Origin of the sequence: Marinobacterium sp. xm-a-127, assembly GCF_013283425.1 — a bacterium.
Classification (GTDB): Bacteria; Pseudomonadota; Gammaproteobacteria; order Pseudomonadales; family Balneatricaceae; genus Marinobacterium_E.
In genome coordinates this window covers 204,713-221,677 of record NZ_WBYH01000001.1, presented here as the reverse complement: position 1 = coordinate 221,677, position 16,965 = coordinate 204,713, and the positions used below count along the sequence as shown (strand labels likewise).

At 50.7% G+C, this 16,965-nt stretch carries 3 protein-coding genes; 1 reads left to right on the top strand and 2 read right to left on the bottom strand.

Translation table 11 applies throughout. The features are described 5' to 3' along the window. Nucleotides 1-7: 7 nt before the first annotated feature. On the bottom strand, nt 8-13,396 hold the full coding sequence (locus XMA127_RS11800; protein ID WP_173498826.1) for a S8 family serine peptidase: 13,389 nt from the start codon (nt 13,394-13,396) through the stop codon (nt 8-10). Between the two features lie 211 nt (nt 13,397-13,607). Between XMA127_RS11800 and XMA127_RS00950 the strand changes: the two genes are divergently transcribed. After that, nucleotides 13,608-14,630 carry a dockerin type I domain-containing protein gene (locus XMA127_RS00950; protein ID WP_173498825.1) on the top strand — a complete coding sequence of 341 codons (1,023 nt, stop codon included), beginning with the start codon at nt 13,608-13,610 and terminating at the stop codon, nt 14,628-14,630. On the opposite strand, the gene XMA127_RS00945 is transcribed toward XMA127_RS00950, so the two are convergent. Then, on the bottom strand, nt 14,627-16,831 hold the full coding sequence (locus tag XMA127_RS00945) for a cadherin repeat domain-containing protein (RefSeq protein ID WP_173498824.1): 2,205 nt from the start codon (nt 16,829-16,831) through the stop codon (nt 14,627-14,629). The two genes, XMA127_RS00950 and XMA127_RS00945, sit on opposite strands and share 4 nt — an antisense overlap. Nucleotides 16,832-16,965: the final 134 nt, after the last annotated feature.

Sequence of the window (16,965 nt, the reverse complement as noted above, 5' to 3'; positions counted from 1 at the left end):
ACCCCTACTAGATACCAACGAAGATGTCTGTTGCGCGAAGCTGAGTCGTAGGATCATCCAACGTAATGTGCATTACATCGATGGCTGAACCAGCACCGTTACCATCCGCATCAAACTTCAATAGACCCTGTGCTGTATCAAATACAAAGTGATCGTTCGGATCTAGGGCTATTGCACCTGCCCCGGATACAAACGACTCTGCAGCCACTAATCCTGAACTTTGTAATCCCAGAGATTGAGCATCAATACCGAAGCTTGCCAGATCCACAATCAACAGATCACTACCGACCTCAAAGTCAGTAATACGGTCTGCCGCGATATCCACTCCGTTGTAGGACGCAATAAACTGGTCACCACCTGCGCCCCCGGTTAAAGTATCTACACCTAGACCACCTTCCAGAATGTTGTTCGCTGAGTTACCGACAAGTTCGTTATTAGCGCTGTTACCTATGGCAACTAGGTTTGCCAAACCGACAAGTTGCACGTTCTCAATACCATCCATTAATTGAACGTCGAGTATCGAGCGCAGAGTATCGATACCGCCCGTATCAATAATTGTGTCGAGGTCGTCACTGATCACATAGGTGTCGTTACCCAGGCCGCCCTCGAGCGTGTCAGCACCAAGACCGCCAGCCAGAATATTGTTGCCAGAGTTTCCGACAATGTGGTTATCAAGCGAGTTACCACCCGCTGTAAAATCACCACCCCCTGCAAGTTCGAGATTCTCGATATTTGATGCCAGCGTGTAGCTTGATGAGGCGATAACCTTATCAACTCCGGCATTCGCGAGTTCTACAACTCGATCAGAGCGAGAGCTAACGTAGTAAGTGTCATCACCAGTTCCACCTGCCATTAGGTCGATACCCTCTCCACCGTCGAGCGTATCATCGCCGCCTTCACCCAGCAGAGTATCCCTGCCTGCCAGTCCCATGAGGGTATTGGACTCGTCATTGCCTGCTAACAAGTTCGCAAGTTCATTACCCGTAAGATCAATAGCAGCACCTGCCGCAGCAGTCAGATTCTCTACGTTATCGGGAGCTGTCAGACTAATGGAGGTAACCACCAAGTCATTACCGCCAGCTCCGCCGGCGATAGCTTCAAGTACGACATCGCCAGCATTATCTACCAAGTAGGTGTCATCACCCGGACCACCCGCCATGAAATCATTTCCTAAACCACCATCTAGGTAGTCGATACCTGCGGAGCCATCAAGATAATCCGCATCGCTTCCACCGAAGAGTTGGTCATTACCCAACCCACCCAACAGACGGTCGTTACCTGCATTACCTACGATGGTATCGTTACCACCGTTACCGTACAGAGCGTCAGCATCGATACTACCGTAGAGCTCATCTGCACCTGCAGTACCCGTGGTACTCGTAGCGTCACCAGAAATTTCGAGCGCAAGGCTGAAGTTGGTCGCGGCACCCTCGGGGTCAACCGCTTGAATAGTCAACGAGCCTACCGGACCGTTGACATTCTCAGTGAGGGTGTAGCTGAGGTTCGCCAACTGATCGAATGTCAGTACCTGATCAATTTGCAACGCAACACCGTTCAGTGTGACTGTACCCAAGGTTGGAAGACCAATTACTGTAACGTACTCAAGTACCGACTCCGCATCTGTCGGCGTCGCCAAATCGAGCGGCACAGTGACTGATGATTGATCGGCTGAGTAGTTAACCACTAGCTTACTCGACTCAGGTTCAAACACTGGCGCGTCGTTCTCGGCAGTGACAAAGAGATGGACTGAGCTATCAGCAATAACACCATCTTCATCCGTCGCGCGATAACGCACATAACCCGCATCACCATTGGCATCTGCCGCCGTGCGGTAGACCAGTTCCGTCAATTCGTCTGCAGTGAGGGTCGCTCCTACTGAAAGGGCATTACCCAATTTGTCGACCAATGAGCCGAAGGTAGGTATTCCTGTGATCTCAATGCTGACGTCAGTCCCCTCAGGGTCGAACGGCAGCGTGATACTCAGAGCAACATCGCCCTCGTCTTCGCGCAGAACTACTTCGGACGGGCTCTCAAGAACTGGAGCCTGGTTGTCACCGAACTGAAGTGTCAGAATGTCTGACGCGGTCTCCCCGAACTCATCAACCGCTTCAACCTTGAGTTTGAGCTGACCGATAAAGTCTTCCGGTGGAACACCCACAAACTTGCCTTGAACAGGGTCAAAAGTGAGCCAATCTGGGATTTCCCCACCCGCGGCATCAGTTACATTCAGCAGCAAATCGACCAGTGAAGTCTGGTTACTGCTGTCAGGGTCACTGAACGCGTCCTCAGGAAGCGCGAAGTCGATACCCATACCCGACTCCAGATAAACTGGCGTGTCGAAGAATGTAGTATTGGCAACCGGCGCGCTGTTACCAACGGTAGAGCTCAGGCTCACCTCTGCATCGGCAAATACAAGGCGCTCGACGCCAGTGAGCGTATTCACACCCTCATTGCCACCCGTCGATAAGTTGTCAGTAACAGTCAGAACCTCAGTATCTGGGTTCCACGCCAGCGTGAACTCATCGCGGTTACCAGCAAATACGACCACGTCGGCACCCCGTCCGGCACTGATAGTATCGTTACCCAGGCCCGCTTCAATCGTATCATCACCATCATAGGTATCGATGATATTGTTTTCCGCATTACCAACGACACGGTCATCGCCAGATCCGGTGTACGCATTTTCAATCGTGGTCCAGTCAGCGATTGCATGTCCCACGCCATTAGCCGCTATAATGCCTTGCGTTAGGTCGATGTAAGTATCAAAACGCACTGGCGACGCGTTAATTGCATCAATACCGTATTCATCTTCAAGAACGCGACTTGAAGCTGCCGTAAAGCCCTCATCGGTGAACACATAGATATCATTACCCTGAGTTTGCTCACCGTACAAACGTAGCGACAAACTGTGCAACGTACCGACCTGCTCAGCGCGAGTATCTTCGATCTCTACTGTCCAAGTACCCGAGGCAGACTCACCCCAGAACTGAACGCTTGAGAAGTCCCAAAGCAGATGCTGAGGCACACCACTTGCATCACCTGAGAGACCAAATGGCAGCTCCGCATTCACAGTTGGGCGGTTCATCAATGTTGATTGCGTGCCGTCCGGTGAGGTCAGTGTGATAATCAGATCACCCATACGGGCATGGCGAATATCGATGCCGAGCTCAACGTGCTCAACGCTCAACGATGAATCTATCTCGAAGGTGGCAGTGTATTTCTCACCGGTACCATCAGGAATAGTATCCACCAATCCGAACGTGCGTGCAGAGGCAGTCGCTTCGTTAATGGCGGTGTTCTGCTTAGTCCAGGTGCGCGCCAACTGCACAGCAGAGTAGGCATCAACCAGACCAAAGCCGGCCTTGTCGTTGAATGACAAGCCGCCTAGGTTGAAGTCAGATGCGCCGTTAACCTTCCAGTCTTGTACATCAGGATGCCAAGAGCTGTAGGCCAAGATCTTCTGAACATCGCGGTAGCCCAAGTTTGGATTGGCTTCCAACATCAGAGCAACTACACCGGATACCAGCGGAGCGGCCGCCGAAGTACCATTGAAGTCTGGTGAGAATGCGCTGCCTGCTTCAACGCCCCAGCCAGGTTTTACACGGTCTGTTGTGACCATGCTCTCACCATAGGTGCTGACCAGAACCGATGCACCTGGGGTTGAGAAGCCTGAAGCCGTGTTGTCCGGCGCTGCAGCGCCTACAGCAATAACTTCGCGCGCGTTTTGGAAGTTATGGTAGTTGGTGTTGTCACCTGAGCCAGCACTGTTACCTGCGGAGAAGACAAACACGGTTCCCAGACCATCGCGGCCCAACTCGACACCCTTGCGCAATCCCATCCATGCGAAGGTCAATTCAGTACTATTGAAGTTATCACCGAATGGATCGATGGCACCCCAAGAGTTGTTACTCACGTCAAATTGATATTGCAGGTTCAGTGCTTCGGTGATCTGTCCCCAGGTCCACTTAACACGAGTAGACACAAGGTCAACATCGTAAGCTGAACCTACAAGGCCCGTTTCGTTGTTAGCAACCGCACCGATAATACCCGCCACAAGGGTACCGTGGTTATCGGGAGAACCGATCAAATAGGGGTATTTTGGCGAGCCATCTCGAGTATCAAACTGAGTATCGTAAGCCAGTGCGAAATCGAGGTTATCGATCAAATCTGGGTGGGTGACATCGATACCATCGTCTACCACACCAACCTTAATACCTGCGCCCGTGTACTGGTTGTTAAGCTCTGAGATGAAGCTCTGATCCAGATACCACTGAGTAGCACGCAGCGGATCCGCAACGCCTGAGTACAACTCGCGTACACGCAGTGTGTAGGTGCCTGTCGACGTCGAGTTTGAACCTACATCAAGGTAGTAATCACCCGTTGAACCCGCTGTAAACTGGATATGAGAATCCAGCCCCGCCCCCGTATCATCGTCCATAACCAGTTGATTACCGGCCGAATCAAGCAGGCGTAGGGTAGAGTCGGCAAGCGTCCCGGCGCCATCGCCATCGCCTAACACATCAAAGACATAGACCTTGCCTTCAGTCAGCGTTACACGGACCCAGTCATGGTCACCCGCGTAATTGATTTCGCCGGAAACCGGCTGACCAGGACCAACAACAACGGCACTCTGAGTATCGGCACTGATATCGTCTTCAAGGCCTTCGGTAGTCCCGCGCAGTCGAGTATCAACCACATAGGTACCTGTGTTACCCGGCAGATCTGGTGCAGATACTTCTAGGTAGTAGAGGCCATCTTCAAATACCGATACCGCCATCTCCGAACGGCCAGTCAGTTCATCAAATGAAGCCGCAGTCACCAGCTGTCCAGAACTATTGAGCAGGCGCAGGCTCGATTCACCGAGCGAACCCAAGCCATCGAAGTAGCTCTTAACGGAGAAGTCGTAGATGTTGCCCGTCGTCAGGCTAACGGCAAATAGATCCTTGTCGCCTGCCTCGTCGATCTTGCCCGACAGGGTTTCATTGATCGCAAAGATCGTATCGTTAGCCGTATCGTAATCAGCGACCAAATTCGGACGGTCATCGGCCTGATCTACACCCAGATCCACGACACGCAGTTGGTACTGACCGGTGCTGGTTGCATATTCAGGAGAGAGGTTGATCTCCAGCGTGCCGCTGCTAGGTGCAGTAAACTCGCCCTCCTCAAAAGAGCTTGGCGCCTGCGCCTGCATGATCGGTTCTATATTACGCTCATCAAAGATCAACTCACCGATCGAGATGTTGGCATTAGCAACATCTCCAACCACACCGCTGAACGTAATTTCAGCCAGTGGCGCATCAGCTGCCGGGACAAACTGATCAGGTAAGAAAAACGCTCCTAGGGTGATCTCACCGGCGGTATCAAGGTTAGACGCCCCAAAGGCGCCCGTTGCGAAACTCGCCCCATCCACTGCGGTAAGAACAGACGCGTTGTAGCTAAATTGAAGATCAAACGCCTCTAGGCCTGCGGCGAAATCAGGTGCGACGGCCGTATTTACGAACAGCTGCAGCGTATGACTACCATCGCCGTTGTCTACCCAATTCTGGGTCAATGCATCGATCTGCTGTACACCGGAACCATCAGGTTTCCAGGTCATTAGCAACTTCGCAGAATCGAGAGGCGCGGTGCTACCATCGCGCACAGCAACTGTCTCGATACGATAGCTATGCCCCTCTTGCAGGCTAACCGTGTAGGTATCGGTATCCCCAGACAAGCCAATTTTGCCCAACACCTCAGTCTGAGTGATGGTGCCATCGCTGGTAAATGTCAGAGAAACCGGGCCAGCACTATCCTCGTCTGAGGAGTCACCCTCAACCAGAGTGGCAATGTAGGCACCTTTGGCGCCCGCACCATCGATGACACGTGCGTAGTAGGTACCATCAGCGGCTGCTTTAAATGTGGCTGCCGCAAGACCATTGTCAGTCTCTAGGCCATCACCGATTGCAACGGTAGTCCCCTGAGCGTTCACCACCTCAACCAGAGGACGGCTCAGTGCCGAACCGTCATCCAGTTCGACTTGGAATGAGAGCACCTGACCTTCAGTTGCAGTGAAGGTGAACCAATCCTCATCAAAGTCTGTCGCCAGACCTACCGAGTCGTAGGCGCGTACACCAAATTCACCGTCGTTGTACTGAATACCACCCAGGATCTGCTGATTAAGCGTGATAGCGGTCGCATCATTCTGGGTGTTGCTGTGATCATCCGGTGCACGTGTGATCAGGGTGTAACTACCTGTGTCTTCTTGGCCATTTGCAGCCTTAACAACCAGGTAGAATCTACCAGACGCAACTGGGGTGTGCTGGATAGCTGGCTCATTCGAGATCAGCATATCGTCAACAGACTTCACTAAAGTGCCATCGGCAGCGCGCAGCTCAAGAACGGGATCATCCAGGGTACCCATACCACTGGTGCTTGCTTTGGCACGGAAGACATACGACTCCCCAGCAGCTAGATCTATGGCAAACCAGTCCTGATCGTTAGAGGTCAGCAACTGGCCATTGAAGCTATCACCCGGAGTGAGCACTTCAGTTGTACTGATATCGTTTGCTACATCATCAGCAGGAATGTTGCGCTCAACCACTTCCAAAGTGTAGGTGCCGCGACCATTGTCACGGTATGCCGACGCTTCGATGTAGTAGGTACCCGCTGCACTCGGCGCAAAGTAGAGCTTAGCGTCGTTACCTGCGCCGGAGTTATTATTGAAGTCAACCAACTTACCGGCACTGTTAAAGATGCGTACGGTAGGGTCCGTAAGCGTACCGCCATTGCCGGCCAAGCCTTTCAGGTCAATCTGATAAACCTTGCCAGCCTCAAAGCTGATCGCGAAGGTATCTTTGTCCCCGGGGATACCAATCTTACCGGTGGCGCTGACCGCATTGGTTACATCTAGCGTCAATGCAGTTGCTGCAGCGTCCAAAGTATCGGCATGGTCATCAGGTGGAGCAAGCGAGACATCCAGCGCATAAGCACCGATGTCATACTTAAATGCGCTGCGTGCTTCGAGGTAGTATTTACCCGCCGCGTCAGGCGTAAAGTAGGCCACCGCATTGAGCGAACCGTCGCTATCGTCCACACGTTCGATAATGTTGCCAAACTCATCGCGAATATAGAGCAGAGGGTCAGTCAGAGGATCCAACTGCACACCATCAGCGATATCACCGGCGAGCGTAATGACATAGGTGGTGTTTGCGCTTAGACCAACCGCAAACCAGTCACTATCGCCAATGTAAGAGACAAGCCCCTGCGCAGTCTCGCCGACAGTCGCTACACCAAGTGTGTTGACGTCGTTAGAGAAATCATCCGCCAGCGTTGAGCCCCGCAGGATGTAGGTACCTTTGTAAGCGTTACCCGAGGCACCCGCATCCAGGAAGTACCAGCCTGAATCAGATGCTGAGTAATAAAGCTGAGCATCACTACCTGTACCGCTGTTATCGTCCTGAACAAGCAGACGACCAGTCGCGGAGCGCAGTGACAACTGCGGATCAGCGAGCGTATTACTGTCAAGGTTAAAGTCGTATGTCAGGCCCTTATCCAGCCAGATCTTGAACCAGTCATGGTCGGACAGCTGATTAATTTCACTCTCTACGGTAAAGCGGTTGGTGGCATTCCACTCAATACGCTCAGTCGTAGAGACGTTACCCGCGATAGTGTCCAGACTCTCCTGAACCAGCGTCCAAGAACCTTTATTGATACCTGCCACATCGGTAACAGCAAGGTAATAGGTACCTGTATCGACCGGACGGAAGACAATCGAATCATCGGTACCCACAGCACCGTCACCAATACCGAGCCCTGACTCAATCAGGCGGCCTTGCGAATCACGCAGTTGCAGCTTTGGATCGGCTAGAGTACCGCCGTTGGAAGAGACGCCCTGTAGAGTAAACTCGTACTTGGTGCCGCCTATTAGTTCGGTGCGGATCCAGTCCGGATCGCCGAGATCGCCGATATAACCGCGGATAATGCCATCCTGAGGATCCATCTCACCGAGGGTATCGATACTGCCGGCGTAGTCATCCATGTACTGGATGGTGAACGCGTAATCCTCAATCGTTGATGAATCACTGCTGTAAGCTTTGAAAACAACGTCTCCGCCTTCATATGGAACGTAGACGCCATTGCTCTGTATTACCGGCAACCACTTACCAATCTCGTTCATCCAAGGATACCACTGCCAGTTGATATCACCGTACACAAGAGACTTGAAAGCTATGTTTTGTCGCGATTCAGCATCGTAAAACTCATAATAAATTCCAGCTCCACTTGGCTGGCTATCCTCGATATAAATTGGTGAGTTCGGCTGGAACGTCATGCGGTAAACGTCTTGATCGTTCGCGTAGTCCCATGAGCCCGATACTCGTTTGCCATACTCAACAGAAGAGAGTGCACTCTGAGCAGCAGTTACATCTCCGCCAGTTCCATCACTCAGGAATTGATACGGCTCGTTTGGAGCATCGTCAAGAACGACTAAGGTGTCGGCAAATTGGGCGTTTAGGACACCGCTCAGCGTATCTGTACCGTCCTCAAGGGTCCCACGTGCGTGTTGAATCGTCAGTGAAGAGCCGTTGCGAACAAAATCGTAATCGGAGTAGTTGCCTGTAAATACCGCGGTACCAATATTAGAGATTGAGTCATCTCCACCACCACCTTGGAACTTACCGTTGATGCCATCACCAGAGTAACTATCGGCTGAGTTGGTACCGACAATGGTGTCACCGACTTTGGTGTAGATCGCGCCCGAGCCATCAAAGTTCCCTGAAGCAAACTGAGCATCTGTTACAACGAGACGACTAGAAGCGTGGTAGATATTCTCAATGCCTGTGAGGGTCGATCCTGTCAGGTCATACAATCCGCCATTGGTTAGACGGAGAGTATCGCTACCATCACCACCGTCGAGATTTACGACAATATCACCAGACGAAAAGATTTCAATTATGTCATCGCCAGTTCCAAGAACAGCAGAGAAGTCTTTATCGCTCTCGATCCAGATCCAGTCAGACTGATCAGAGCCAATAATCGAATCCACCGAACCTGTTTGCCACTCACCCACTACATTGTCGCTACCACCAATTTTTAGCGTGTAGCTTTGATCAAAGCTTTGCCCTTCGTGATTCAATGCGGCTGACCCCATATCAACCGTACCGTATTCACCTTGAAGCACTATGTAACGCCAAGCGTTAGCGTTCAAGACATCGAAAGAGATATCTTCACCAAGTCCATTTCGAACAGTGAGGTAGCCTTGATAGGAAGCTTGATCACCGTATGAGGATGTATTTGATAGACTAGTTAGAGAGTTAAAGAGTGACGAATCTAGGCTGATTGAAGTTCTGTACCCGCCTTGAAGGGCTATTTCCTCAACATTGGTGATCGAACCAGTCGTTACATAAAAATCTCTGTACCCTGAAGTACCCGTCGATACTAGTATCCGGTCGTCACCACTTCCTCCATCAACAATATCCGAGTAAACGGTACTAGTGTTGGCCCAGAGCAGTTCGTCTATGATGAACGTATCATCACCGCCGCCACCAATAAGCGTGTCTGTGCCCTTGCCGCCCACAAGCGTATCGGTACCCTCACCACCTGAGAGATAATCAGCGCCTCGGCCACCGTAAATCAGGTCTGCCTGTGAACCACCGCTGATATTGTCGTCTGCAGCCGAACCCAAAATGCCACTGTTATTTACAATTTCCGAATCGGTATCAGGCAGAAGAATGCGAGCACCGTTCAAAAGACTAACAGTCGAGGGTAGAGCGAACTCAGATGAGGTACCGCTAAGCTGAATTGTAAGGCCCACAATCTGAGTAAAGCCGGCTAGCTGGGCCGCACTGAGCGTGACTGTACCGCTGCCTTTGAGAACTTCGATGCCTGTAATGGTTGCAGCAGTGAGGTTTTGACCATCCTCCACCAACAGGGTGTCGACACCGTTACCACCCGACAGGCGGTCAGAAACGCTAACTTTACCGCGCACGTCGAGCGTATCACCGCCCTCGCCGCCGGAGAGGTCATCTATACCGGTACCGGACACCAGCGTATCCGCACCCAAGCCTCCAGCTAAGGTATCGGCACCCGCGCCGCCGGCAAGAATGTCGTTGCCGTCGCTACCGATGAAGTTATTGTTAAGTGCAGATCCCTGTAACCCAACAAAACCTGCCGGCAGATCAGCCACATAATTGGTACCCGAGCCATCAACTTTGAGAATCAGGCCCGCTGTACCTGAGAGGTTAGCAACGTACTGATCGTATTGAGCTTGGGTCAGCGCCAAGCTGGCCGAGTAAGCCTCAATTCGCTCAATTCCAGATAGGGTGGCACCGGAGAGGTCGACCGCACCTCCAGTAATACGAAGTGTGTCAGTGCCAGCTCCACCTGCGATAGTGTCGAGAACTTCCGACTTAGAGCTGATCGTGATTTTATCATCACCATCCCCCGCGGAAATGTTGTCCACTCCCGCACCAGAATTAATCGTGTCATTTCCGCCTAGAGCGACGATCGTATCGTCACCGCTGAATGTAGTGATCTGATCGCCATTAGTAGAACCGGTGACGTTGAAAGCCTCAGTACCGGACAGACTTAGAGTTGCATTGTTACTCAGGGTTACAGAGGATAGATCGACTACACCGCCGCCGCTGATTACGAAGTTCGAACCCGATAGTTCATTAAAGCTTGCGAGCTGACCGGTCGTGAGGTAAATATTTTCTGGACCTATCTCTGCCGTAACACCGTTGTAGGTGTAGGTTGAACGTATTGCATCAAAGGTTTCGAAGCCATTTAGGCTAGCTTGAGTAAAATCTATCGACACACGTTTATCTAGTGACTGATAGTTCCAAAAGTTCGAACCGATTTGATGATAGAAATTACTTACAAAATCGATCGTGATGACGTCATTGCCAGCGCCACCTTGATAGTCGCCGTCGATAAAGTAAGTTAGCGTAGGAATATCGACAACATTAGAAATAGCTTTCGAACTGTAAAATTGCTCACCGTAGACTAGGTAATCGTCGCTACGGCCAAAATAGAGAACATCATCTCCCGCTCCGGCATCAACGGTATCAGCACCCGCAAGCGCTCTAATAAAGTTATTACCTGCCCCGCCAATAAGGGTGTCAACCCCAGAAGTACCATACAGCGAGAAATTACCGTCAAGCGCTCCCGCTTCGACGGAAGATCCAACCAACGTGACGCCATCAGCGCTAACCAAACTGTCGATTTGCCCCTGTGACAGCCAAACTTTGGTATCACCAACGCCTTTTAATTGCTCGACATCAACAAAGGTTGCGGTACTGAAGTCTACCGAGGAGCTTACCTTAATAGTGTCGACACCGGCGCCACCGTCGTAGGTGTCTGAGGTGGTAGTAACTCCACTAGCGATAAAGGTATCATCGCCGGCTTCACCATAGAGCTCATCAGTTCCAGAACCACCGGTGATCTGGTCATTGCCACCACCGGCATAGATGGTATCGTTATCGGCACCACCATCGAAGCTCTCGGCGACGTCTCGACCTTGAAGAACGTCATTACCGGCAAGACCTGCAAGCTGCTCTACCTGCTCCTGAGCTGATGCACCGTCTGTAGTTAAGGTGTCGTCGCCAGTTGTACCTTCGCGATAGCGGGATACGGTGATGCTGTATGCACCCAGCTCCTCAGCATTGCCCGGGAGCTCTCCGCTATTATTGTACTGGTAAGATGAGTAACCATACCCATATCCGTCAACGACGAGAAACGCCTGTCCGCCTCCAAAGCCGCCACCCTCTCCATTTTCACCCCATTGGATACCTTTGATTAAATATTCATTTGTACCATATTGAAGGTTTAGCGTCTGAGATAGAGTTCCGTCTGCCGTATTCTCAAATTGCAAAGCAAAGCCAGTTGCATTGACTAATTGCAGCGTTGAGTTCGACCCACTACTGCGAGTAACGGTAATCTTAATTGTCGAATTTTTGTCAACAACATCCCAACCAAAATCAAAAGGAATCCAGTCAGCATCATAGGTGAGGTTATGGCGACCTTCGATCAATTCACCCATAGCAGCATAGTCGCCCATACCACTGATATCAGCCCCTTGAAGTGTGTCGTAGTCATCGACTGTAAAGTCCTGATTCGCAAATCGCAGAACTTCCACACCTTTGACGTAGGATTTTTCTCCGGTTGCGCGACTTTCAATTATCCACCATGGTGTCTCAGCAGCTGATTCGTTACTGCCCGACATATAGTAATCACTGAACGTAACCTTATAATCCGCAAAGTTACCGGCAAATACCGCAATATCCTTATCACCAATCTCATCACCACCAATGATGATGTCGGCGCCACCACCCGAAACGAGCGTATCACTTCCCAGCCCACCGATCAGATAGTCATCGCGCGAACTACCGACTACTGAGTCATCTCCCGCTCCGGCATCGATATATTCAAAGTCAGTACCCGCCTGCAGTGTTTCACCTGCAGCCGTACCCAATAGATCGCGATAAACGGTCAAACGGTAGGGGTCAATCGCATTGACAGCTAGATTGGTGTTGTAGACTTGGAGTGCTTTCTGGCCATTAGCGTCTAGAGTGTCGCTGTAAATCTGATCTGGCCATAAGCTGATGCTGCTTGCACCCAGCGTATCTGTTGATAAATTGGTTCCGCTGCTACTGGAACCCGCAAATGTATAGTGAACGGCCTGATTCGCCGTACCGCCGTCTACCAGGAACCAGTCATAATCCTGCAGAAAAATTTGGCCCGAAAAAGCATCGCCAAAGTTGAGAACCAGATTGTCGGACGCTTGGACGTTGGAAACATCATCCAGGATACGCTCGGAGTTACTTCCCAAGAAGCGGATTAGCTGAACATTAGAGACCGTCTTCTCACCATCATTTTCATAAGGCGTACCGACGATAGGCGTAACTTTGACCGATCCATCGGTCTGGCGCGAAATGATGTAGTGATACTCGGCCCCTTCGAGCTCCAGAATATTGTAGCCTGCACCGCCATCGATGACATCGGCGCCCGAACCACCATCAATCTTGTCGTCGCCAGCCCCGGCGTTGATGGTATCAGCACCCGCATCACCGAATATCAGATCATCACCTGAGGTACCCGTGATCGTATCGGCACCAGATGTACCTTCAATGGCATCGACAACACTAAGCGTCACCGCTTGCTGCGTAGTCGTAACCCCATCCGTTGCAACAACCGTAAAGCTTAACGCAGCTAAGGTTTCATAATCGGTCGCACCCGAATAGGTCACCTCACCCGTGGTGGAATTGATACTAACGCCGGGCGTGGCTCCGGCAGCAAGTGAGTAGGTTATCGTCCCCGACGAACTGTCGTCATAGCTTGCGCTCGCCGTATACAAAATCTGACCAGCTTGAATGCGCTCTTGGATATCAAGTTGTGCTGCAGAATCAAAAACAATAGCCATAAAGTACTCCAGATGACCGCGGAGGGTCTGAGTCTAAAAATTTAGATCAACTGATCATTAACTATTATTTAGCACAAGATCTATAATTTTTCCACCAGATAGACGGATCAGAGTGTAATTTTCAATGGAAGGATGTAAAGGATGTAGAGTCTAATGCCAACGGATTTGACCCAATATTCCAAGCTGACGCCCCAAACTACCGATATACGTATTGAACACACTAATTTCGACGTCGGAGCTGGACAACATCTCTGCAGATATCAGTGGATTTGAGACGCTTACGCTTGATATTTATGGTGCATACCAACAGATTGAAATAAAAGGCGCGAACGGCTCGGAGTCATACAAACTCAATCAGCTCACATCAAACTATTGGTCGACTATCACCCGCGATATCGACATAGATGGAGGCGATGGTTGGGACACTCTAGACCTATCCACACAGAAGGGCACATCAAGCTGGTACTGGGATGGAATGCAGTACTCCTCCTTCAATGATACCGCCTACACGATGGCACAATTCCAGTCGGAGTTTAAGTACCTTGGCGTGGACGAGTCCGGGGCAGCAGAACTCTTTTCCAGCACCTATGGCAGCGTCACTCTGAAGCTCAGCAATGTCGAATACATACAATTCAGTGATACAACGACACACATTGACAGCCTCTTTGGGCAGGAGCTATCAAACACGGTATACCACTGGGCGGAACACAGCGTAATAGACGCGGCTATGATCTCGGCAGAAGGAAAAGTGACGCGTATGCTAACTGATGACGATACCGGACGTGCAATATCGGCATCAGATGCCTTAGCAGCGCTCAAGATTGCCGTTGGACTAAACCCAAACAGCGAAGGGCTAACGGTTTCCCCTTATCAGATGTTAGCAGCCGACGTGAATCGGGACGGTCGCGTCTCGGCTGCCGACGCCCTCTCAATTTTGAAAATGGCTGTCGGATTAGACGGGGCTCCGAATCGTGACTGGATTCTCTGCGACGAGCGCGCAGAGCTCTGGAACAGTGAAACCGATGAGATGCTATTCTCACGCAATTCAGTTGACTGGAGTCTGGTGGATAACGAGCATGTGAAGACGGACGCTGCGATAAACTTAGTTGGCGTCCTTGCAGGCGATGTAAATGGTTCTTGGAGCAGTTCGGGGCTGGGCTCGGTTGTGGATGCGGCTTACTTTGAGGATCTTGCCCTCAGCACTGCGGTTTCTACCGAGCAATGGTGGGTCTAAACAACCCACCACTGCTCTACTGGCCCAGCACCATTAAAAGTATCGCCGCCGAAATACGCGTCTGCGAGCATCTCCAGGGTGTCGGCGCCCTGCCAACTGGCATTAACGTCGCCTTTGAGTACGGCTACCAGTTTTGTGGCACCACCTGCTGAATCCGTTGCGTTTTGTATTGCATCCCAATCAATCGATGTTCGCGTGACCAGCGCCTTCTCATTATCCGTGTCCCACAGTGGCGCATCTTCGGCAACCAATACCCAGGCACGTTCATATGCATCATCTAGGTTAACTGCCATCTTCAACACATTAAGCGCATCAGCAGCAGAGACTCGACCATCTTGATTCACATCGGCCGCGAGCAGCTGGAAAGGCGATAAATATCCAGGTTCTCCGGTAACTGCGTCGGGTCTGTTCGGGTTCAGACCCACCGCTATTTTTAGAGCAGCCAACGCATCTGACGCACTGATTACACGACCGAGTTCGAGATCGGTAAGAGGAACGTTTATCGCTCCATCTTGCGTTTTAGTAACCGTGTCAAATAGCTGGTGGGTGTTCCACACGTATACTGAGGGTACTTCGGGGAGGTCATTAATATTCAATGTAACAGCTTGCTCGGCGCTGAAGCCAGCGCCGTCAGTGGCTACAACAGTAAAGGTTAGTGCGCTATTCGTTTCGTAGTCCGGATCGATCAGCAGCGAGACTTCTCCCGTCGACGCATCGATCGAAAATAGGTCAGCGTTATCTGAACTGTTACTCTTGAGCGAGTAGGTAATACCCGATGAGATATCACCCGTATCATCAGCAAGTGCGGTATAAATAACCTGATCAGCGCCGGTTTCCTCGTCGACAGAAGCAGTTGCGGCATCAGCAAGGAAAGTCGGAGCCGCTTCATCCAAATTCACAACATTCAGTGTAATCTGCTGCTCACTACTCCAACCTGCCACATCGGTTACCACTAGAGTAAAGCGGTATTCTGATTTGGTTTCATAATCGGGATCATTCGATAGGACGACTTCACCTGTTGCCGCATCAATGCTCAACAAGGATGAGTCATCAGAGTCACTCGACTTCAGTGAGAACGAGAAGCCGCCCGAGATATCCCCATCATCGGTTGCAACGGCTGTATAGATAAGCGTACTTTCACCGGCATTTTCATTAACGTCGACAGATGTCGATGATGTAAATGTCGGCGCCACCTCGTCTAAGTTATTAATCGACAGCGAAACGCTTTTCTCAGATGCATTACCTGCGGCGTCTGTTGCCACAACCGTGAAACTGTAAGTTGATTTTGTCTCATAGTCTGGCGCTTCTCTTAGAGTGACCGCGCCGGAGCTCGAATCAATAGCAACCAGAGCACCATCGTCTGCGTTTTCAGGTTTAATTGAAAATGTGACCCCGCCCGAAATATCCGCATCATCAGTAGCAGTTACCGTGTAAACAACTTGGCTGGATTGACTATTTTCATCCAGCGCAATTGCCGTTGCTCCTGAAGTGATCGTCGGTGCTACTTCATCCAGGTTATTCACACTGAGGGTAATCAGCTGCTCAGCAGTCAATCCATCACTATCAGTTACAACGACTGTAAAGGTATAGCTTGTTTTGGTTTCATAATCAGGTACACCCGTGAGTGTTATAACACCAGTAGAGCTATCAATTTCGAAACTTCCTGCGTCATCCGTCAGGTCGGGCTTGAGGCTAAAGGATAGACCGCTGAGATCATCTGATGCAGTTGCTGTGTAAACAGCGCTTCCAGCCGCAGCACCCTCATCAACAGAACCCGAAGAATCAGATGTAATACTAGGAGGCACCAGCAACTCAAGAACGAGAGGTTCTGAAAACTGTTCAAACGTCTCATTCCAATTCGCGTCCCAAAGCTCCACTGAAAGGTTGGAAACGCTTACAGTTGCCGCTTCAGTTGTGAAACCCAAAGTTAAAAGTTGGGTATTTGATTCACCCGGACTGAAGGGTTCTATACCGTAACCGCCAAACTCAACACGTCCTGAAGTCAGGTTACCAATGTTTACAAGAGCAGCGTTAATTATGGCAACTTCGCTAACGCTGGCGGAATCATAATCAAAGGTTAGCTGATACGAGGTTACTCCGTTTCCCATCTGCGACTTATAAGCATCGGATAAACGAAAATGGATAAGGTAGCTACTGCCGTTTCGCTCGACTACAAGGTCAAATATATCTTCAAATGACAAACAAGACTCCGGTGCAAAGTATGTACTAAGCCTAAGCTATCAGAAAATTCCTAAATATATAATAAAATAATTCTTGAGACTTGATAAAAGAACGGTCGCCGATTAGCTGATCGGCCAACATTTCACTGCCGCAT

Excerpts from the sequence above, each read along its gene's own strand:
- XMA127_RS11800 (WP_173498826.1), bottom strand. The coding sequence starts at position 13,396 with ATGGCTATTGTTTTTGATTCTGCAGCACAACTTGATATCCAAGAGCGC.